Consider the following 19,559-nt stretch of genomic DNA (forward strand, 5'->3'; position numbering starts at 1 on the left):
TAGTTTTAAGAATAGTTTTAGTCATGCTGAACCCGGTCCTGGCGATGGTAGCCCAGCCACCAGACCAGCAGATTCAGTAACGCCATCACGCTGCCCGCCACACAGACACCTGCCCAGCCTGCGTGCTGCCAGGCGGCGGCGGAAATCAGAGAGCCTGCCGCGCCGCCAATAAAGTAGCTGGTCATATAGCCCGCCGTCAGACGGTTACGCGCATCCGGCTTCACCAGATAGATCACCGTCTGGTTGGTGATATGCACCCCCTGGACGGTCAGATCCAGCACCAGGATACCGATGATTAATGCAATGGCAGAGCTGTGCCCAAACCAGATCGCCACCCAGGAGAGCAACAGCAACAGTAGCCCGGTAGTGGTCGTGATATGCGCTTTGCCTTTATCCGCCATGCCGCCCGCAGGCCGCGCGCCCAACGCCCCTGCGGCCCCGGCGAGGCCAAACAAGCCAATCACTCCTTCGGAATAATTAAACGGCGGCGAAGCGAGCAGAAAGGCCATCGATGTCCAGAGAATGCTGAAGTTGGCAAAGGTCAGGCAGCCGAGCACCGCGCGGGTACGCAGCAGCGAATCGCGGGTGAACAGGGAAAATATTGAGCCGAGAAGCTGAAAATAGTTGAGATGGTTATCCTGCTTCACTTTCGGCAGGCCGCGCCACAGTGCCAGCGCCATCACCAGCATTAAGGCGCTCGCCACCCAATAGACGGTTCGCCAGCCGCCAAGTCCCGCCAGCAGGCCGGAAAACGTCCGCGCCAGCAAAATTCCCAGCAGCAGCCCGCTCATGATAGTGCCGACCACTTTGCCGCGCTTTTCCCGCGAGGCGAGGGTGGCGGCGAGTGGCACCAGGATCTGCGCCACGACCGAGAACAGCCCGGTCAGCGCGGTGCCGAAGATCATCATCCCCGCCGAGTGGCTGGTGGCGGTGATCAGCAACCCGCAGGTAGAGAGCAGGGTCATCAGCACAATCAACGTGCGGCGCTCAAACATATCGCCGAGCGGCACCAGGAACATCAGACCCACCGCATAGCCAAGCTGCGCGGCGGTAACGATAAATCCGGCCTGGTTTGGGGTGAGGGAAAAGGCGCGGGCGATGGTATCAAGCAGCGGTTGCGCATAGTAGTTGCTGGCGACGGCGAGACCGGTCGCGACGGACATCAGCACGATCAGGGCCGGGCTGAGGGTTTGGGTGGATTTTTTCATTATTATTGAAGTCGTTAGTTGAATAGTTTTCTTGCCAGAATTCAATGATAACGAATTGGGAGATTGTTGGGGAATTGTTACGTGTCCGAACGTGCGGTAAACCTCACCCCGGCCCTTTCCATCGGGAGAGGGCCGGGGTGAGGGGGAAATCACACTTATTTCTGCGCTGCCAGCGCTTCTTTCACCCAGCCGTCAAACTGCTGCTGGTGGGCTTTGATCCAGCCATCGACGTGACCGTTAATATCGGCTTCCGAGGCTTTACCGGCATGCATCATCGCGTTCTGCGCATTGATGTCAGCCAGCGGCAGTTTCATTACCGAGAACAGCTTCGCCGCCGCCGGGTTTTTTTCCGCCCAGGCTTTGTTCGCCACAATGTGCATGGTGTTAACCGGGAAGCCATAGTTCATGCCGTTCGGCAGTTTGGTATCAATGTCTTTCTGCTCGCCCGGCAGGGAGGAGAACGGTACCTGCAACCACACCACATCTTTACCCGGTTTCAGCACATCGCTGACCCAGTACGGCGTCCAGGTGTAATAGAGCACCGGTTTACCTTCTTTAAAGCGTGCAATGGTGTCTGCCATCATCGCCGAATAGTTACCGTGGTTCACGGTGACCGTATCGGCCAGTTTGTAGGCCTCGTTCTGATGGTTAATCACCGCTTCACAGCCCCAGCCTGGCGTACAACCCATCATGTCGGCTTTGCCGTCGCCATTGCTGTCGAACAGCTTCGCGATCTTCGGATCTTTCAGCTGTTCAATATTGGTGATGTGGTATTTTTCGGCGGTTTTCTTGTCGATCAGATACCCCTGGGCCGCGCCGGTCACAAACACCCCTTCACGGTAGAACTTCTTGTCGCCGCCCGCGGCGGTATACATATCGTCGTGCAATGGCTGCCAGTTAACGGCGGTAAAGGTGGCATCACCGGAGGCAATCGAGGTGTAGCCAACGTTGTAATCCACTTCGCTTGGCTTATTCACGGTGTAGCCGAGCTTTTCCAGCGCGCGGCTTACCAGCTGCGTCTGAAAGGTTTCTTCGGAGATGGTGCTCTGGATCGGCTGCACAGTAATGCCTTTACCCGGCAGATCGGCGGCGAAAGCGCTGGTGGAGACAAGGCTGGCAAACGCGGTGGCAATGATTACATTCTGTCGCATCGTTGTTCCTCAAGCTAAATGTTATGTAGGCCCGGCAAGCGCTGTGCCGCCGGGCAAAAAGATCACTTACTGAACGGACGGGTCAGCAGACCCAGCGGGCCGGTCTGATACCAGCGGCGGTTGCCGCGACTGCGGGAGTCGCGACCCACGGCCTGGGTCAGACGGTCAAGAATAATGGCGAGAATAACGATCCCGACGCCGCCCACGGTGGCCAGTCCCATATCGAGACGGCCAATGCCGCGCAGCACCATCTGACCCAGCCCGCCCACGGCGATCATCGAGGCGATCACCACCATTGAGAGCGCCAGCATCAGCGTCTGGTTAACGCCCGCCATGATGGTCGGCATCGCCAGCGGTAGCTGAACCTTGAACAGCATCTGGCGCGGGCTGGCACCGAACGAGCGCGAGGCTTCGATCAGATCTGCCGGCACCTGGTTAATGCCAAGGATCGTCAGACGCACAATCGGCGGCAGGGCGAAGATAATCGTCACCACCACGCCCGGCACGTTGCCGATACCGAACAGCATGACGATCGGCACCAGGTAAACAAACGCCGGTGTGGTCTGCATGGCATCGAGCAGTGGACGAATAATTTTCGCCGCCCGCTGACTGCGTGCCAGCCAGATCCCCAGCGGCAGGCCGATGATCATACAGAACAGCAGCGCGGTCAGTACCAGCGCCAGGGTGATCATCGCCTGCGACCAGGCACCGATGGCCCCGATAGCGACCAGTGAAATCAGCGTCGCCACGCCCATGCTGAGGCTCGACATCTGCCAGGCAATCAGCGCGAAAATGGCAATTGCCACCGGCGCGGGCATGCCCAGCAGCAGTTGCTGGAAGGCGCTGAGGATATAATCCACCGGCACGCGAATGCCCTGGAACAGCGGGCGGAAATGCACCACCACCCAGTCGATGCCCTGCGTCACCCAGCTGTCGAGCGGGATCAGAGTCTTATGGAACGGATCCATAATATTGAAATGCTCCGGTGCAGGCGGCGCGCTGGAAAGCCAGTCTGCGCTGCCGCTATCGGCAGGCGCACCTGACGGGTTGCCCCAGGCATCGGCAGACTGTGCGGCACTGTCGGCAGCCGGTTCGCTGCCCCACGGATTAGATTGATCAGCCATTGTTCACCCCATCGCGATCTAAAGCCTTGAGCAGCGTACCTTTGGAAATGCTGCCCATATACTGTTGCTCATCACCCACTACCGGCACCGCGCAGGGCGCCAGACCGACATGTGAGAGCAGTTCGCTGAGCGGCGTTTCGGCCTCCACCGCAGCGGGGGAGTCCAGTAACGCCGCATCGATACCCAGATTCTGGCTTAACGCCGTTTTCAGAGAATCGATCGAGACAATGCCGACAAATTTATTTCCGCGTTCAATGACGTAACCGTAATCACGATCTTCGTCCTGCAATAATTTCAGCGCCGAGCGGGGACCAAAACCTGGCGTTTTACGGATCAGACCTGCCTGGCTACGGCGGGCAATATCTTTAGCGCTGAACACCTGGCTAATATCCACGCCGCGGAAGAAGGTGCGGACATAATCATTGGCCGGATTATTGAGAATTTCATCGGGCGTGCCGACCTGCACCACTTTGCCATTTTGCATAATGGCAATGCGATCGCCGATACGCATCGCTTCATCGAGATCGTGGGAAATAAAGACGATGGTACGCTGATGTTTCGCCTGTAATTTTACCAGCTCATCCTGCATCTCCGTGCGGATAAGCGGATCGAGCGCCGAGAAGGCCTCATCCATTAATAAAATATCAGGGTTGATGGCTAATGCGCGCGCCAGACCAACACGCTGACGCATACCGCCAGAGAGTTCATCCGGATACGAATGCGCATAATTTTCCAGCCCTACCTGACGCAACGCATCCAGCGCTTTTGTCTGACGTTCTGCCGCTGGAATGCCGGCTAATTCCATGCCAAAGGCGGCATTATCCAGCACCGTCATATGGGGCATCAGCGCAAATGACTGGAAGACCATCGCAATCTTTTTCCTGCGCACCTCACGGAGAGCGGCATCCGATATTTTGGCGATGTCTTCGCCGTCAATCAGTACCTGTCCACGGGTGGGTTCAATCAGGCGATTGAGAAGGCGAACCATGGTCGATTTACCTGAACCAGATAATCCCATGATGACGAAAATCTCGCCTTCTTCAATGGCCAGACTGGCGTCAATGACACCAAGCGATAGCCCTGTTTTTTCCAGTATCTGTTCTTTCGAAAGTCCTTTTTCGATATATTTGAAAGCCCGCTGTGGATGCTCACCAAATATCTTATAGAGATTTTTAATTTCGAGTTTAATTGCCATGCAATAAAAGAGTTCCCGTTATTTATTTATATCAATACAGTTCCTGATGGAAATAATGAGCGGGCTATACCCTAACATACTCAGATTCTGAGACAACCCTCAAGGGGCAACTGGCATGGAAATTGCCGAAGCTCATCTGGCGGCATTTCCCATGATATAAGGGCTGAGCGCAGGTCATAAAAAGTGATATTTTTTTTGAATGGCAAGCAGAATGGCACCTGAAACTCCGGGCTTCAGGTGAACAGCATTAGCAAAAACAGTATAAGGTATGGGGAAATAATGGTGTGATGAATTGGCTATTCGCGGCAAATATCCATCCGGGAAATAGGTAAATATTTCCCGGATAAAAGCAGATTAAAAATCCCAGTCTTCGTCGGTGGTTTCCACCGCTTTGCCCATTACATAAGACGATCCAGAACCGGAGAAAAAGTCATGGTTTTCATCGCCGTTGGGGGAGAGTGCCGCAAGGATCGCCGGATTCACGTCGGCCATTTCCGGCGGGAACAGCGCCTCATAGCCGAGGTTCATCAGCGCTTTATTGGCGTTGTAGCACAGGAACGCCTGCACATCCGCTTCAAGACCGGTGCCGCCGTAGAGATCGGCGGTGTAAGCCAGCTCGTTGTCATAGAGATCCATCAGCAGATCCAGCGCAAACAGCTTTAACGCCTCGCGCTGCGTTTCGTCCACTTTTTCCAGTCCCTTCTGATACTTATACCCAATGTAATACCCGTGTACGGCTTCGTCGCGGATGATCAGCCGGATAAGATCGGCGGTGTTGGTCAGCTTGCCACGGCTGGAAAAATACATCGGCAGCCAGAAGCCGGAATAAAACAGGAACGACTCCAGAAAGACGCTGGCGATTTTCTTTTGCAGCGGCGCGTCGGCGGCATACTGTTCGAGGATCAGCTGCGCTTTGCGTTGCAGCGGCGCATTTTCCTCGCTCCAGGCGTAGGCGGCATCGACATCTTTGGTCTGGCACAGCGTCGAGAAAATCGAGCTGTAGGAGCGGGCGTGCACCGCCTCCATAAAGCTGACGTTCGACAGTACCGCCTCTTCATGGGGCGTCAGCGCATCGGCCATCAGCGCGGGCGCGCCCACGGTATTCTGGATGGTGTCGAGCAGCGTCAGACCGGTGAACACACGGATAGTGAGCTGCTGCTCGGCGTGGCTCAGGGACTGCCAGGCGGGGATGTCGTTGGACAGCGGGACTTTTTCCGGCAGCCAGAAATTGCTGGTCAGGCGGTTCCACACCTCCAGATCTTTATCATCCTGGATTTTGTTCCAGTTAACCGCACTGACGCGGGATAAACGGTTCATCCTTTTCTCCTTACAGCGCGCATGACACGCAGCCTTCAATTTCGGTGCCTTCCAGCGCCAGCTGGCGCAGACGAATGTAATACAGCGTCTTGATGCCTTTCTTCCAGGCGTAAATCTGCGCACGGTTGATGTCGCGCGTCGTGGCGGTATCCGGGAAGAACAGCGTCAGCGACAGCCCCTGATCGACATGGCGCGTGGCGGCGGCGTAGGTATCAATGATTTTTTCCGGCCCGATCTCATAAGCATCCTGATACATCGCCAGATTGTCATTGGTCATAAAGGGAGCGGGGTAGTACACCCGCCCGGTCTTACCCTCTTTGCGGATCTCGATTTTCGACACAATCGGGTGAATGCTGGAGGTGGCATGGTTGATATAGGAGATCGACCCGGTTGGCGGCACCGCCTGCAAATTCTGGTTATAGATCCCGTGACGCATCACGTCATCGCACAACTGCTGCCACATGGCGCGCGTCGGCAGCACAATACCCGCGCGGGCAAACAGCGAACGCACTTTCTCGGTTTTCGGCTGCCAGTTTTCTTCCAGATAGGGCGTGAAATACTCACCGCTGGCATAGCGGGACTGTTCAAAACCGGCAAAGCGCTGGCCCCGCTCGCGGGCGATCATCATCGAGGTGTGCAGCGCGTGCCAGGTGATGGTGTAAAAATAGAGATTGGTGAAATCAATGCCTTCTTCGCTGCCGTACAGAATGCCTTCCCGCGCCAGATAGCCGTGCAGGTTCATCTGCCCGAGGCCGATGGCGTGTGACGCGGCATTGCCGTTTTCAATTGACGGCACTGAGCGGATATGGCTCATGTCCGATACCGCCGTCAGACCGCGCACCGCGGTTTCCACTGTGCGGCCAAAATCGGGGGAATCCATGGTGTGGGCGATGTTGAGCGAGCCAAGATTGCAGGATATGTCCCGCCCGGTCTGGGCGTAATCCAGATTTTCATCGTATTCTGACGCGCTGTTGACCTGCAAAATCTCCGAGCAGAGATTGCTCATATTAATGCGCCCGGCAATCGGGTTCGCGCGGTTGACCGTGTCTTCATACATGATGTAGGGGTAGCCGGACTCGAACTGGATCTCCGCCAGCAGCTGGAAAAAGTCGCGCGCATTGATGTACGTTTTACGAATACGATCGTCGGCCACCATCTCATGATAGTGCTCGCTGATCGCCACATCCCCGAACGGCTTGCCGTAAATACGCGCCACGTCATAGGGCGAAAACAGCGCCATCTGGTCATTGTCTTTCGCAAGCTGGAAGGTGATGTCCGGGATCACCACGCCGAGGGAAAGGGTTTTGATACGAATTTTTTCGTCAGCGTTTTCCCGTTTGGTATCCAGAAAACGCAGAATATCCGGGTGATGGGCGTGCAGATAGACTGCCCCCGCGCCCTGGCGTGCGCCGAGTTGATTGGCATACGAGAACGCATCTTCCAGCATTTTCATCACCGGGATCACGCCGGAGGACTGGTTTTCAATACGCTTAATCGGCGCGCCCGCTTCCCGCAGGTTAGAGAGCAAAAACGCCACGCCGCCGCCGCGTTTGGAGAGTTGCAGCGCGGAATTCACCGCCCGGCCAATGGACTCCATATTGTCTTCGATACGCAGCAGGAAACAGGACACCAGCTCGCCGCGCTGCATTTTGCCGCAGTTTAAAAACGTTGGCGTCGCGGGCTGAAAGCGTCCGGCGAGAATTTCCTGCGTCAGCTGCTGCGCAAGTTGCTCATCACCCTGCGCCAGCGTCAGCGCCACCATCACCACCCGATCCTCAAAGTGTTCCAGGTAGCGTTTGCCGTCGAAGGTTTTTAGCGTGTAGCTGGTGTAATACTTCCAGGCACCCAGGAAAGTCTGGAAACGAAAACCGCTGGCGTGCGCCGTCTCAAACAGGCCGATCACGAAGGCGCGATCGTAACGCGCCAGCACGCTGTCATCGTAGTAACCCTCTGCCACCAGATAGTTCAGGCGGGCATGCTGATCCGCAAACGTCACGGCATTGGGCAGCACGTGGGCGTGATAGAACGCCTCCACCGCCTGATGATCTTTCTCAAACTGGATACGGCCCGCTTTATCGTACAGATTCAGCATGGCGTTCAGCGCGTGATAGTCCGTGGAGGCCTGCATTACGCGTTCTGCGGTTGTCGTTGCCAAAATTCGCTCACTCCTTTTCGCACATTTACGATGTCACGCGGCGTACCCATCAGCTCAAAACGGTACAGATGCGGCACGCTGCATTTTTGCGCGATGACATCCCCCGCACGGCCATAAGCCTCGCCAAAATTGCGGTTCCCGGCGGCGATCACGCCGCGGATCAAGGCCCGGTTGTGCGGATCGTTTAAAAAGCGGATCACCTGACGCGGCACGGCGCCTGCGGTTCCGCCGCCGCCGTAGCTCGGCACCACCAGGATATAAGGCTCGTCTACCTGGATCCGCCCACGCTCATTCAGCGGAATACGCACTGCCGGCAACCCCAGGCGCGTGATAAAGCGGTGCGTGTTTTCCGAGCTGCTGGAGAAGTAGACGAGGGTACTCATGCGCTGGCGACGCGGGGCGCGCAGGCCAGGCGGTTGATCATGTCCGGGCGAAAACCGGACCAGCTGGTGTCACCGGCGATCACCACCGGCAACTGGCGAAATCCCAGCGCGCGAAGTTCATCTGCGGCGTCGGGCACCAGATCCACATTGACCATATCGAAGGTGACGCCACGACTTTCCATGGCGCGTTTGGTGGCATGGCACTGCACACAGTCATTTCGAGTGTAAATAGTAATGCGCATGATTCGTATTTCCATCTAAGATAGCGATACGACGCGGAAAATCGCGTCGGGTTGTGTGTCACTTGCTTAGAGAGATACTAGATGTAGTTATAAAAATTATCAACCGCACAATATATAGGATTTTCAGATAAGTTTATTCCCGCTGATGCACTCAGCGGGGAAGGGTTTTTTATGGCTAAATTACATGCGCATAGCAATGGCGAGACGGTTAAACGCGTTCATCAGGCTGACGGCAAAGGTCAGATCGCTGATTTCCTGAGCGCTAAAATGTTCCAGCATCGGCTGATAAACGTCATCCCCGGCATGGGTGGTGGAGATATGCGTCAGCGACTCCGCCCAGGCGAGCGCGGCTTTTTCTTTCGCACTGAAATGCGGGCTGATATGCCAGCCTGCCAGCGCATCAAGCTTGCTCTGATCGGTGCCGGTTTTGCGCAGGGCCTTGCTGTGCATCTCCAGACAAAACGCGCAGCCGTTGATCTGCGACACGCGTAAATAAACCAGTTCCAGCAGCGGTTTGTCGGTGGCGCTGCGCTCCAGTGCCTGGCTGGTCTGGACAAGGCCGTTGTAAGCCTCAGGGCTGAGTTCGGAATAGGGCTGGCGTAATTCAGTCATGGTGATCTCCTCGTTTTGATGGCGAGAAAATAGCACTATAATGGTCTGCATCAGATAGCCATATTTTAACTAAAAAAGCAGACCATAATGGACGCTTGCTACCAGCAAATCGCCCGCTTACTGAAGAACTCCATCACCGCAGGCGAACTTGCGCCCGGCGCGCGGCTGCCGTCGAGCCGCACTTTCGCGCAGGAAAATGGCGTATCGCGCGCCACGGTGGAACACGCCTATGCCGAGCTGGTGGCGCAGGGGTGGATAGAGCGGCGCGGGCAGGCGGGAAGTTTTGTCGCCGAGACCGTCACGCCGGGCAACGCCACGCCGTCGCCTTCGCCAGCGGAGGGCAGCGACAAGATCCCGCTGCCGTTTGAGATGGGTTTACCGGCGCTGGATCTGTTCCCCCGTGCGCTGTGGGCGCGGCTGATGGGGCGGCGACTGCGCACCCAGACGCGCTACGATCTGGGGCCGGGAGAGGTGGCGGGGGAGCAGCTGTTGCGGCAGGCCATCGTCGATTACCTGCGTTTTTCCCGCAGTATCGACTGCGCCCCGGAGCAGATTTTCATCACTGCCAGCTTCGCGATGTCGATGACGCTGATCCTTCGCACGCTCGCCCGCGCTGGCGACGGCATGTGGGTGGAAGACCCGGGCTTTCCGTTGATCCGCCCGGTGATCGCCGGTGAAAACGTGGCGCTATTGCCCGTGCCGGTGGATGACGACGGCATGAACATTGATGCCGGGCAGGCGTTACACCCGCAGGGGCGTTTTGTGTTGCTGACGCCCGCGCACCAAAGCCCGCTCGGCGTGGCGCTGTCGGCAACTGCTCGACTGGGCAGCGCACCGTGAGGCGTGGATCATCGAAGACGATTACGACAGCGAGTTTCGCTATCACGGCAAACCGCTGCCGCCGCTGAAAAGCCTCGACGCGCCGCAACGGGTGATCTACGCCGGGACGTTCAGTAAATCGCTGTTTCCGGCGATCCGCACCGGCTGGATCGTGGTTCCCGCTCCCCACGTAGCGGCGTTTCGCCAGCAGGCGGCGCTGTTACCCTGTACCGTGCCTGGGTTGATACAGCTGACGCTGGCGGATTTTATCTCACAGGGCCATTTCTGGCGGCATCTGAAAAACATGCGTCAGCACTACGCCCGGCGACGCGAATGGCTGGAAACGGCGCTTAAAAAGCAGGGTTTTGCAGTTGTGGGGCAATTGGGCGGTATTCAGCTGGTAATGGCGGTTGAGGGCGATGATCGTGAAATGGCGGCACGGGCCAATCAGGCCGGGCTGGCAGTACAGGCATTAAGCGCATGGCAACTGACGGGTGAAAACAGAAGGGGACTGATCGCGAGTTTTACCAATATAACGTCGGCGCAGAAGGCGGAACAGCTGGCGGAAAAATTACGGCGGGCAATACAAAACGCCCCGTGAGCGTGGCTCACGGGGCATTGACATCTTAGCGACGCGTGCTCAGGAGCGCGCCGAGGAAAATCCCGATCGCGGCTGCTGCACCCACGCTCGACCAGGGTTTATCTTTCACGAAAGCATCCGCGCTGCTGACCACATCACAGGCTGCCTGCTTAACACGGGTACGGCCCTGCATTCTGGCACGGGTTTCTTTTAACAGCGCCTGCGCTTTGCGACGTGCGCCATCGGCATCGTCTTTCACATCGCTGCCCCAGGACTTCAGCACGCTTTCCAGGCTATCCGCTAAACGACTTACATCGTCGTTGATCTCCTGAACGCCTTCATCCACTTCTCTGCGGTTCGGTCTGCTAAACATATGATCCTCCCTTGTTTTCGTTGTCATTATCAGTGTAGCTCACAAAATTCGCCTTTGAAGCGGATCGCGGGAAACGCTGTCCTTTATGGACTTTTCCGAAAGCACTGCCGATGCTCATTACTGTAAGGTTGCGGGGCAGTTGATGATGACGAGGAAAAAATATGTATTTACGACCCGATGAGGTGGCACGCGTTCTTGAGAAAGCGGGATTTACGATGGATGTCGCGACAAATAAAACCTACGGTTACCGTCGCGGTGATGATTATGTGTACGTGAATCGCGAAGCGAGAATGGGGCGTACAGCGTTAATTATTCATCCCACGCTTAAAGAGCGCAGTTTGTCCCTTGCGGAACCCGCCTCGGAGATCAAAATGTGCGATCACTATCAGCATTTCCCGCTCTATCTCGGCAGCGATGCGCAGGAGCATTACGGCATTCCCCACGGCTTTAGCTCGCGGATGGCGCTGGAGCGTTTTCTGTCAGGGCTGTTTGGCGAAACGGCTTAAATGGGCGACAGGCCGGAGCCTGTCCCCTGGCATCAGGCTTTCGCCTGGTGGTAACGACTCACTCTGAACAGGCGACGGCAGTAATCAAGGAAGTAGCCGTAGGCCGCACCCATCAGCATCGATACCACGATATTTGAGCTCACCGCCGCCACGATCTGGTGCCATTCTGCGCCCACCGTCAGCAAAATCGCCACGTAAACCGGTGACTGAAAGGTCACATAGGCGGCGATGTCCGCGAGGTTTTTCATCCAGCCTGCCGGGGTATGACGGCGCGCCATGCGCATAATCGCGTCCCGGTACAGGCCATAGGGCCAGGCAATCAGGATATTGACCGGGATCGCCACCAGCCGCGATGAGAGCGACTGCTCAAAACTCATGCCCGACAGGAAAATCTCAATCAACATGTTCACCACCGAACAGTAGACCACCATGGCAAAGGTGTCGGCTACGGCGTGACGCAGGCGAGACTGCGGAGAGAACATGTTAACGCTCCTGTGAGGAAATAATATCGGGTTATTCGCCGGCTTAACCAGCGTAAAGAAGGGTGTTATTTAATGTGGATAGAGTATATCGCTACCTGAAAACACACAATTAGCGATTAATTTTTATTTAACGCGCTTTTGTTAATAAAATACTCTGTGGACGGGCGATTTTTTCGCGCTGCGTTATTTTGCGCGGGGGGAGGGGTAAATCATTTTATAATCAATGGGTTGTATAAAAGGCGGTGAGCAGACTCACCGCATGCTGAAAAGACGCGAATTAGCAGACGCCAAAATCCCCGTCTTCTTTATACGGCGTGACGTCCACCGCTTTCAGCGTGAACTTTTCACCCTGTTCATCGCTAACGCGAACGGCGACGATTTGATCGTCGTTGACTTCAATAACTTTCAGTTTGGGGCCGCCCATACGCGGTTGCACCAGATCGCCTGCTGAAAACATAATTGCACTCCTTTATTAAAAGCATGACTGCGTAAAGCAGAGTAAAAGCATAAGTCGAAACTGGCGATACCTGCCACAATGACTACGCTTAAAGAGAAATTGTCTTTTTTTACAATAGCCTGGATTTTGCTTGCAAGGGAGTCGTTATGGGTTTGTGGCGTATAATTATTACCATCATTCTTCCGCCATTGGGCGTATTACTGGGGAAAGGCTTAGGCTGGGCCTTCATTCTGAACATTATCCTGACGCTGCTGGGTTATATCCCCGGTCTTATTCACGCGTTTTGGGTGCAGTCACGTAACTAAGCTTTCTAAGCTTTCTTTCCGGCGGGCAGGGCGTCCTGCCCGCCAGTCTTACTTACCGCTTAAAACGTTTCCCAGTTCGCATCACCGGCGGTCGCCACCGCCGGGCGCAGCGTAGTTTTCGCTTTTGCCGCTGTGGTAACCGGGCGACGCAGCGTGTCGTTCACCTGAAACACGGCAACAGCCTGACGCAGTTGATCGGCCTGCTCTTCGAGCGCCGCTGCGGCGGTGGCGGATTCCTGCACCAGCGCGGCGTTCTGCTGCGTAACGCTGTCCATCTGCGATACCGCCAGGCTCACCTGCTCAATGCCGCGGCTCTGCTCATCCGACGCCGAAGCGATCTCGCCCATAATATCGGTCACGCGCGTGACGGCATTAACGATCTCTTTCATCGTTTCCCCCGCTTCGGCGACCTGTGACGAGCCGGTATCCACGCGGCTGACGGATTTCTCGATCAGCGCTTTGATCTCTTTCGCGGCGCTGGCGCTGCGACTGGCCAGCGTACGCACTTCACCCGCCACTACCGCAAATCCGCGACCCTGTTCCCCGGCTCGTGCCGCTTCTACCGCCGCATTAAGGGCGAGGATATTGGTCTGGAAGGCGATACCGTCAATCACGCTGGTGATCTGCACGATCTGCTGCGAACTGTCGGCAATATCATTCATGGTGCGCACCACGTTGGTGACCACCTGACCACCGCGATCCGCGGTTTCCGAAGCCGTGCGCGCCAGCTGAGCGGCCTGACGGGCGTTATCGGTGTTCTGTTTCACCGTCGCCGTCAGCTGCTCCATGCTGGCTGCGGTTTCTTCCAGCGACGCCGCCTGCTGCTCGGTACGCGCGGAGAGATCGTTATTCCCGGAGGAGATCTCTCCCGCGCCGGTGTAGATCGAGTCGGAACTGCTGCGCACCGCGCTGACGGTGGACACCAGCGACTGCTGCATCTCATGCAGACCACTGGCTAACTGGCTCATTTCGTTGCGCCCGTCAGCGTCGATCTGACGGGTCAGATCGCCCCCGGCGATAGCGCGAATATGCGCCAGCATGCCCTGTAACGGTTTGAGCAGCATGTGTTGCAGCCCCAGCCAGATCACGACAAATACCGCGATCATCACCAGCAAAATGGTGCCCAGCGTCCACTGCATCTGGCTAAAGCTGTGCTGATTCTGCGCGGCGGCGGCTTTCAGCAGGCCATTATTTTCTGTACGCCACTGGGCGTAGCTCGCTTCCATCTCATCCTGCGCCTGCTGCGCATCCAGATTGCCGTACGCTTCGTAATTATTGGCTTTCAGATACTGGATCGACATCTGCAACACATCGTGCATCTGACGCCAGTTTTTCTCCATCTGGGCGGCAACCGCGCCATTCTGCCCGCCGATACGTTCAGTGCTTTTATAGCTGTTGAAATAACCTTCTGATTTGCTGAGTGAATCGCCTGCCGTGGTCAGCAATTTATCGATGGCCGCCAGTGAGGCGGGATCGCGCTGATTTTTCAGAAAACGGATCGCAACGCGGGTCACAGTGACGCGGGTTTTGACGAGGGTGTTCACACTGTCGCTAAGATTTTCCTGCTGCGCGTTCAGTACGCCATATTGTTGAAAGTTGCTGCGATCGTTATCAACCGCAGAATAGAACAACCCACCCGTCACCACCTGCAGGATGCAGAAAATGGAAAGCGCGAGGATGATGCCGGTGATGACCTTAATATTTTTAAGCATGACAGCCGTCCGTTAATGATCCGCAAATGCATAAAGGTTATCGACGGCGGCAGGGGGATCTTTATGAACATTTGGTTAACATGTGCATAAAATGTAGCCCCGGTAGTGTTTTCCGGGGCGGGGGATCACTGGCCCGTATTGCGCAGATCAACGGCGCGGGCGATATACGGCTCCAGCAGACGGGCCACCGCGGCGAACACCGGCACGACCACGGAATTACCGAACTGGCGGTAGGCCTGGGTATCAGATACCGGAATACGGAACGGGCGTCCGCCGGGGGTTTCAAAGCCCATCAGCCGTGCGCACTCCACCGGCGTCAACCGACGAGGACGCCGCGCCTGATTCGCCGGATCGGCAAACGCGGTTTCACCCAGCGCCTGATCCCAGCCGCGATCGACGAGGATCTCCGATCCATCTTTGTGATAGCGCGCGGACAACGTACGGGTGACCACCTCCGGGCGCGTGGGATCCACCAGCCCGAAGCCAAAACCGTTGCCTTTCGCCTGATGTTTTTTGGCGTAACGGTAAAGAAAATCCCACAGCTTTTCCGACAGCACATATTTGCTGTCCACCACCGGATCCAGCAGCTCGCCGAAGGTCGGCCGCTGCGCCGGATAAAAGCGTTTGATGTCGCGCAGGGTAAAACCGCTGTGAATGTTCAGGTCGCGGCGAAAACCCACCAGCACAATGCGCTCGCGGTGCTGGGGTAAAAAATGCTTACCGTCGATGATTTTCGGATCATCTTTGCCACTCATCGCGGCATCCGCCACGTCGTAGCCCAGCTCGTCCAGCGTTTGCATGATCACGCTGAAGGTTTTGCCCTTATCGTGGCTCTTCAGGTTTTTGACGTTTTCGAGGACAAAAATCGCTGGCTGCTTGGCTTTGATGATGCGCGCCACGTCAAAGAACAGCGTGCCCTGCGCCTCGCACTCAAAACCGTGGGCGCGGCCCAGCGCGTTCTTCTTGCTGACGCCCGCGAGGCTGAACGGCTGGCAGGGAAAACCGGCGAGCAGAACATCATGATCGGGGATGGTGCAGTCAATATGCGCGTAGGCCTGCGCCTCGGTGACGTCCGGCTTATCGCTTAAGGTCACTTCCCGGATGTCGCTGTTAAAGGTGTGCGCCGCCTCGTCGTTATACCAGTTGGCTTTGTAAGTGCGCACCGCGTTTTTGTTCCACTCGCTGGTGAACACGCACTGGCCGCCGATGGCGTCAAAACCCTGTCTGATGCCGCCGATCCCGGCGAATAAATCGATAAAACGGAACGCATAGTCGGGGTGATGGGCGGGGGGGGAAGGCAACATTTTACGCAGCAACGCTTCTTCACTGCTGGTCAGGGATTTGGGGGCGCATTTGCCGTTCACCCAGCGGTTGAGGGTTTCCCGGCTCCAGTCATTTTTGCCGAGCTTACGCAGCTGCTCGGCCACATATTTTTGTCCGTAGATCGCCAGCACGCTGTCCAGCAGCGCTCTGTCACGCGCCTGCTGATCCTGCTCTTCTGCCTGCGCCAGCAGATCCTGAGCAATGACATCAAATTCCGACATAGCATCTCCTTGGTTTAATGCGTGAAAATATATCACTCATTTGACCCAGCGCCTCATTTCATTTGTCCCGCGCTGCTTTTTTTGCCATTGCTATACTCTGATTTCACCCCTCTGGTGGCCTTAAGGGTACTTTGTGCGTATTGCAACTATTACCAATGTCGCCTATGTCGCGACGGTTATTCTGACGCTCGCCTCCGGCGTGGCCTTGTTTATGGCGTCCAGCGCCGACCGCGCGGAGCGTAACGCCGTAGAGCAGCGCTATGTGCTGGATAAACTTACCGAAGAGATTGAAACCGAAGCGTTCGTGTTAAGCGAACTGACGCGCTCGATCGTCATCACGCCGAATGCTGACGAGATCCAGCAATTAAAAGTCGGATTTAAAACAGAGCGGTCGCTGGAAAAGCATCTGGTGGCGGTGAAAGATGCCGGTGCTTCGCCGGATGAACTGCTGCTGTTGCGCGATGCGCTGGTGGTGATGAAAGAACTGGAAGATGAACAGCAGGCGGCGCTGGGGGCCGTTGAGCGCGGGGTGGCCGCTGAAGGGATGAAGATCGTGTTCAGCGCGGATTACGAGCAGCAGCTCGATCAGGCGCAGTACCGTTTCGATCACTTCCGGCAACTGCTCGATCAGCGGGCGCAGGTGGCGATCGGTGAAGCCACTAAAAAATCCCAGTGGCTGCGATCCCTGTCAGAAATCATGGTTGCGCTGACTGCACTGCTGTTCCTGTTTGTGCTCGGCTTTATCATCAAGCACCGTATTCTGCGTCCGGTGGTGACGCTCAGTGATGTGGTTAACCGGCTGGCTTCGCAGGATTACGATGTCGAAACACCGGTGCTGGCGCAGGTGGACGAAATCGGCGACATGGCGCAGGCGATCCGTATCTTCCGCGAGAATGGTCTGATCCGCCAGCGGCTGGAGCGCGAGCGCGACGCCGACTGGGTGACGCGCAATCTGCTGGCCCGCATGACGCAGCGGCTCCAGGGCTGTGATACCCGGGACAGCATTCTGAAAGTGGTCGCGCTGTTCGTACCGCAAATCATCCCGGAGATGAGCGGGCGGCTGTATATGCTGGACCGGCGCGCGAACCGTATGGTCTGCATGTCGAGCTGGCTGTCGCCCTCCGGTGACGACACGCCCTTTACACCGGATCACTGCTGGGCGCTCAAACGCGGGCAGCTTCACAGCCCGGCGCGGGATACGGTGGATGTGCCCTGCGAACACCTGGCCCCCGACATCGCCGGCAAGGCAATCTGTGTACCGCTGATCGCGCAAAACACGATCATCGGTTTGCTGACTTTCGAAAACCATGCGCCGGAGAAAGAGCCGCCTTACACCTATCTTGAACTGATCGCCGAAACCCTGGCGCTGTCGCTGGCTAACCAGAAGCTGCGCGACACGTTGACCGAGCGGGCGATGTACGACTCCCTCACCGGGCTGCACAATCGTTACCATCTGGAAGAAACCCTGCGTACGCTGCTTGGCCGTGCGGAAGCGAAAAAAAGCATGCTCAGTTGCCTGATGCTCGACATCGATCACTTTAAACGCCTCAATGACACCTACGGGCACGAAGCGGGCGATCAGGTGCTGCGGGAAACGGCGCGGGTGATCCAGCATGCGTTAAACGAGCGCGGCATGGCGTTTCGCTATGGCGGGGAAGAGTTTCTGGTGATCCTGCCGGAAATGAACGAAGCCCAGGCGCAAACCGTCGCCAGCCGACTGCTGATGGCCATCTCATCACAGTCGCTCGTCTATGAGGCGCAGGAAATTGGCCCGGTGGCGGTTTCTATCGGTATCGCCACCTGGCCGGTACACGCCCGCGCCGACAATCTTATCCGTACCGCCGACCTGGCGCTCTATCTGGCAAAAGAGCGCGGGCGCGGGCAAATTGTGATGGCGAAAAGTCTGGCGAAAGAAGGGGAATGAGGGCAGAGATGCAAACGAGGCTTGCATGCGCAGAATTAGCGCGTGTTCTGTCATGCAGATGGAGGAAACTAGATAGGGGTAAAATTTGTAATTAATTTGCACCTTTTTGCCTGGCTGGAGTAAAATTAACCATCCGGAGTGACTGTCCCGGATAGTGAACCAGGCACCCACATGACCTGTCAGGAGCAATTAAATGAAATCAACGCAAACCATGTCCCAGAAATCAGCCCGCGAAAGTCTGGGTAATCCAGATCTTTTCCACGGCGGGGTCTACATCACTCGCAATGGGGTCGCTGAACTGTTCATTCAGACAGCGGCAGAGCGCGAAGCGGAACTGGCTCAGATTGAGCAGGAACGTCAGGTGAAAGCACTGGGAAAAATCATTACACGAGCGAAGCTGGACATCGCACAGGGCAGACATTCGACTCCAGAAGAAGTCCTTCGACGGATGAGGGCGGCAGATGAATAACAAAAGGAAAAGCAGTAATGAAAAAGTCTGTAATTTTGGCCGAAACGGCCGTCATAGCACTGGAAGAAATCAAGCATTTTAAACGCAGTGCAATGCTCCGGCAGGGGCACAGCTATGAATATTGCTCGGAGCAGGCCCAGATGTTTATCGAAACTCTGGTGGGCCGTTCGATCAGCAGCATAGCGGATGGCCTTGTAACCTGGGGTTTCGATGTGGATCTGGCTAATATCGGTATCCCGGTTAAGAAATACTTTGATAAAGAAACGGACTATCTATGTTTTTTTGATGACAGCGGGCCTCAAATAGCGGTCCTTTATTACACCAGCCCCAGACAAGATTACGTCAATGCGTTGTACAGGCTTACGACGATCTATCAGTAACAAAAAGCAATCCTCTCGGCGGTTGCGGGGAATTGCTTCCCCTTCTTTCCTTCCCCTTTCCGCCAGAAACCTATTACCATGGATTGCTGGTATCAATGATTTCTGACATTTTCGCTATATTTTAACGTCTTGCTTTTGAAAGAGTTTTCCGCAACAAAGTCGATGTATTCAGAAGCCTGGCTACCCAGCATCTTCAAATATTCACTGGCGAGCGAAGCGTCTGCGTAACGGAGGCCTGACTGAAAGCTTAGGTACATTTTCCGGTGGGCGCTTTCAGTGGTCCACACTCTGCAAAACCATAAACTTGATAGCCCTTGCCTTTCATACAGCTCAACACCTGATTGCGCCGGGCATTGAACTGTTCAGACGTTTCACCCGCATACGAACCGTTCAGGCTCCAGTGCGGATCGTCCAGATCCGCTTTCGGGTTAACGCCGCAGGCATACAGATCGGTTTTACGCTGCCAGGCGTTGGTGCGCCCGGCAGCGTCAGGTTTCTGGAACAATTTTATCCACGGCACGTAGTCGTAGTTAGAAGCGTCCATATCCGCCACGACGCAGCCGGTCAATCCGAAAAAACAGGCCATAACGACTGCGCGATGTCCCCTCATTCAACACATCC

At 56.1% G+C, this 19,559-nt stretch carries 20 protein-coding genes and 1 pseudogene; 6 read left to right on the forward strand and 15 right to left on the reverse strand.

Translation table 11 applies throughout. From position 1 onward, the window contains the following. Positions 1-17: 17 nt before the first annotated feature. The 9 genes from KW828_RS06020 to KW828_RS06060 form a co-directional block, all read right to left on the reverse strand. A complete protein-coding gene (locus tag KW828_RS06020; protein WP_218335548.1) occupies positions 18-1,208 on the reverse strand; it encodes an MFS transporter in 1,191 nt (396 codons plus the stop codon). Positions 1,209-1,363: 155 nt separating this feature from the next. Continuing rightward, entirely contained in the window at positions 1,364-2,359 is a 996-nt protein-coding gene (proX, locus tag KW828_RS06025) for a glycine betaine/L-proline ABC transporter substrate-binding protein ProX (protein WP_218335549.1), read from the reverse strand. Positions 2,360-2,421: 62 nt separating this feature from the next. Next, on the reverse strand, positions 2,422-3,483 hold the full coding sequence (gene proW, locus KW828_RS06030) for a glycine betaine/L-proline ABC transporter permease ProW (RefSeq protein WP_218335550.1): 1,062 nt from the start codon (positions 3,481-3,483) through the stop codon (positions 2,422-2,424). Beyond that, positions 3,476-4,678, reverse strand: a complete 1,203-nt coding sequence (proV, locus tag KW828_RS06035; RefSeq protein ID WP_218335551.1) for a glycine betaine/L-proline ABC transporter ATP-binding protein ProV — start codon at positions 4,676-4,678, stop codon at positions 3,476-3,478. Before proV ends, proW begins: the two co-directional genes overlap by 8 nt. 354 nt (positions 4,679-5,032) lie before the next feature. Beyond that, a complete protein-coding gene (nrdF, locus tag KW828_RS06040) occupies positions 5,033-5,995 on the reverse strand; it encodes a class 1b ribonucleoside-diphosphate reductase subunit beta (RefSeq protein ID WP_218335552.1) in 963 nt (320 codons plus the stop codon). A 10-nt stretch (positions 5,996-6,005) separates the two neighbouring features. Continuing rightward, positions 6,006-8,150 (reverse strand): class 1b ribonucleoside-diphosphate reductase subunit alpha, encoded by a 2,145-nt coding sequence (nrdE, locus tag KW828_RS06045; protein WP_218335553.1) that lies wholly within the window; start codon positions 8,148-8,150, stop codon positions 6,006-6,008. Next, the gene (nrdI, locus tag KW828_RS06050; RefSeq protein WP_218335554.1) at positions 8,123-8,533 is read right to left on the reverse strand and encodes a class Ib ribonucleoside-diphosphate reductase assembly flavoprotein NrdI; all 411 of its coding nucleotides are present in this window, start codon (positions 8,531-8,533) and stop codon (positions 8,123-8,125) included. The genes nrdE and nrdI overlap by 28 nt, the downstream gene beginning before the upstream one ends. Further along, positions 8,530-8,790, reverse strand: a complete 261-nt coding sequence (gene nrdH / locus KW828_RS06055; protein WP_218335555.1) for a glutaredoxin-like protein NrdH — start codon at positions 8,788-8,790, stop codon at positions 8,530-8,532. The genes nrdI and nrdH overlap by 4 nt, the downstream gene beginning before the upstream one ends. A gap of 165 nt (positions 8,791-8,955) precedes the next feature. Then, positions 8,956-9,387, reverse strand: a complete 432-nt coding sequence (locus tag KW828_RS06060; protein WP_218335556.1) for a carboxymuconolactone decarboxylase family protein — start codon at positions 9,385-9,387, stop codon at positions 8,956-8,958. Between the two features lie 87 nt (positions 9,388-9,474). Between KW828_RS06060 and KW828_RS06065 the strand changes: the two are divergent. Beyond that, positions 9,475-10,807 (forward strand): annotated as a pseudogene (locus KW828_RS06065) (PLP-dependent aminotransferase family protein). A gap of 25 nt (positions 10,808-10,832) precedes the next feature. On the opposite strand, the gene KW828_RS06070 reads toward KW828_RS06065, so the two are convergent. Continuing rightward, positions 10,833-11,159 (reverse strand): DUF883 family protein, encoded by a 327-nt coding sequence (locus tag KW828_RS06070; RefSeq protein WP_218335557.1) that lies wholly within the window; start codon positions 11,157-11,159, stop codon positions 10,833-10,835. Positions 11,160-11,320: 161 nt separating this feature from the next. On the opposite strand from KW828_RS06070, the gene KW828_RS06075 reads away from it, so the two are divergent. Further along, a complete protein-coding gene (locus tag KW828_RS06075; protein WP_218335558.1) occupies positions 11,321-11,665 on the forward strand; it encodes a DUF2002 family protein in 345 nt (114 codons plus the stop codon). A 32-nt stretch (positions 11,666-11,697) separates the two neighbouring features. On the opposite strand, the gene alaE is transcribed toward KW828_RS06075, so the two are convergent. Together alaE and KW828_RS06085 are read right to left on the reverse strand one after the other, a co-directional pair. After that, positions 11,698-12,147, reverse strand: a complete 450-nt coding sequence (alaE, locus tag KW828_RS06080; protein ID WP_218335559.1) for an L-alanine exporter AlaE — start codon at positions 12,145-12,147, stop codon at positions 11,698-11,700. Between the two features lie 277 nt (positions 12,148-12,424). Continuing rightward, positions 12,425-12,604 (reverse strand): hypothetical protein, encoded by a 180-nt coding sequence (locus KW828_RS06085; protein ID WP_218335560.1) that lies wholly within the window; start codon positions 12,602-12,604, stop codon positions 12,425-12,427. Between the two features lie 146 nt (positions 12,605-12,750). Between KW828_RS06085 and KW828_RS06090 the strand changes: the two genes are divergently transcribed. Next, positions 12,751-12,909 carry a YqaE/Pmp3 family membrane protein gene (locus KW828_RS06090; RefSeq protein WP_218335561.1) on the forward strand — a complete coding sequence of 53 codons (159 nt, stop codon included), beginning with the start codon at positions 12,751-12,753 and terminating at the stop codon, positions 12,907-12,909. A 59-nt stretch (positions 12,910-12,968) separates the two neighbouring features. Here KW828_RS06090 and KW828_RS06095 read toward each other — a convergent pair whose 3' ends face one another. After that, positions 12,969-14,621 carry a methyl-accepting chemotaxis protein gene (locus KW828_RS06095; RefSeq protein ID WP_218335562.1) on the reverse strand — a complete coding sequence of 551 codons (1,653 nt, stop codon included), beginning with the start codon at positions 14,619-14,621 and terminating at the stop codon, positions 12,969-12,971. A gap of 125 nt (positions 14,622-14,746) precedes the next feature. After that, positions 14,747-16,165: a DNA cytosine methyltransferase gene (locus KW828_RS06100; protein ID WP_218335563.1), complete on the reverse strand. Its 1,419-nt coding sequence runs from the start codon at positions 16,163-16,165 to the stop codon at positions 14,747-14,749. 133 nt (positions 16,166-16,298) lie between these two features. Here KW828_RS06100 and KW828_RS06105 point away from each other — a divergent pair, with 133 nt between their 5' ends. From KW828_RS06105 to KW828_RS06115, 3 genes are all read left to right on the forward strand, one after another. Next, positions 16,299-18,089 carry a diguanylate cyclase gene (locus tag KW828_RS06105; RefSeq protein WP_218335564.1) on the forward strand — a complete coding sequence of 597 codons (1,791 nt, stop codon included), beginning with the start codon at positions 16,299-16,301 and terminating at the stop codon, positions 18,087-18,089. Between the two features lie 193 nt (positions 18,090-18,282). Beyond that, a complete protein-coding gene (locus KW828_RS06110; protein WP_218335565.1) occupies positions 18,283-18,558 on the forward strand; it encodes a hypothetical protein in 276 nt (91 codons plus the stop codon). Positions 18,559-18,575: 17 nt separating this feature from the next. Next, positions 18,576-18,938, forward strand: coding sequence for a hypothetical protein (locus KW828_RS06115; protein ID WP_218335566.1), 363 nt, complete (start codon positions 18,576-18,578; stop codon positions 18,936-18,938). A 247-nt stretch (positions 18,939-19,185) separates the two neighbouring features. On the opposite strand, the gene KW828_RS06120 is transcribed toward KW828_RS06115, so the two are convergent. Beyond that, positions 19,186-19,548, reverse strand: coding sequence for a hypothetical protein (locus KW828_RS06120; RefSeq protein WP_218335567.1), 363 nt, complete (start codon positions 19,546-19,548; stop codon positions 19,186-19,188). Between the last annotated feature and the right edge of the window lie 11 nt (positions 19,549-19,559).

This window comes from Enterobacter sp. ENT03, from assembly GCF_019218745.1.
Taxonomy (GTDB): domain Bacteria; phylum Pseudomonadota; class Gammaproteobacteria; order Enterobacterales; family Enterobacteriaceae; genus Enterobacter_D.